The sequence below is a fragment of the Peptoanaerobacter stomatis genome (assembly GCF_000238115.1).
In the GTDB taxonomy this organism is placed as follows: domain Bacteria; phylum Bacillota; class Clostridia; order Peptostreptococcales; family Filifactoraceae; genus Peptoanaerobacter; species Peptoanaerobacter stomatis.
This window is the reverse complement of the sequence record NZ_JH414592.1, coordinates 1-855: the sequence shown is the minus strand read 5'-3', so window position 1 is coordinate 855 and position 855 is coordinate 1. Positions and strand designations below refer to the sequence as shown.

The 855-nt window shown below is 31.6% G+C and carries 1 protein-coding gene and 1 pseudogene; both read left to right on the top strand.

Translation table 11 applies throughout. The features are described 5' to 3' along the window. A partial coding sequence (locus HMPREF9629_RS11240; protein ID WP_009526488.1) for an Rpn family recombination-promoting nuclease/putative transposase occupies positions 1–634 on the top strand: 634 nt, incomplete at its 5' end. After that, positions 621–855, top strand: a pseudogene (locus tag HMPREF9629_RS12360) (Rpn family recombination-promoting nuclease/putative transposase); the annotation flags it as partial. The gene HMPREF9629_RS11240 and the pseudogene HMPREF9629_RS12360, both read left to right, overlap by 14 nt.

Here is an 855-nt window from a genome sequence, read left to right as displayed (position 1 = left end):
CGCCTTCAAAAGAATATTCTCAAACGAAGAAAACAAAGACATACTATCTTCACTTTTAAGCGTAATACTCAAAATACCAGTAAAAGACATACAAGATTTGCAAATAGAAAACACACTGATAGGAAACACATATATATACGAAAAAACAGGAATATTAGACATAAAACTCACACTATCATCAGGAGAAAAAATAAACGTAGAAATGCAAAAATCATGGCAAGCCGACTATATAAACAGAGTATTATTTTACTGGGCAAACAGATACAAAGAAAACTTTCAAAAAGGAGCAAGATACTCAAGCCTAACAAAAACAATAGTAATAACCATACTAAACGAAAAATTTCCATGCGAAGACAAAGTACACTCAATATACAGACTGACAGAATTAGAGACAAAAAAAGAATTAACAGACATACAAGAAATACACTTTTTAGACCTGACCAAAGTAGACGTAAACAACTTAGATGAATTAAATGAATGGTTACTATTTATAAAGACAGATAGTGAGGAGGAGAGAAAAATGTTGGCAGAAAGAAACGAAATGTTAGAAAAGACAAACGACAAACTGAATTTATTCTGGTCAAACAAACAAGAAAGATACGCCTATGAACAAAATCCTGATGAAAGAAAGTGATATAGAAAGCAGATTACATGACAGCTATGCACTTGGAGAGCAGGTAGGAGAACAAAGAGGAATACAAATAGGAGAACAAAGAGGAATACAAATAGGAGAACAAAGAGGGATACAAATGGGTTCTATAAGTACAGCAAGAAACTTATTAAATATGAACATAGACATAGACACTATTATAAAAGCTACCAATCTTGATAGAAGTATAATAATAGACTTACAAA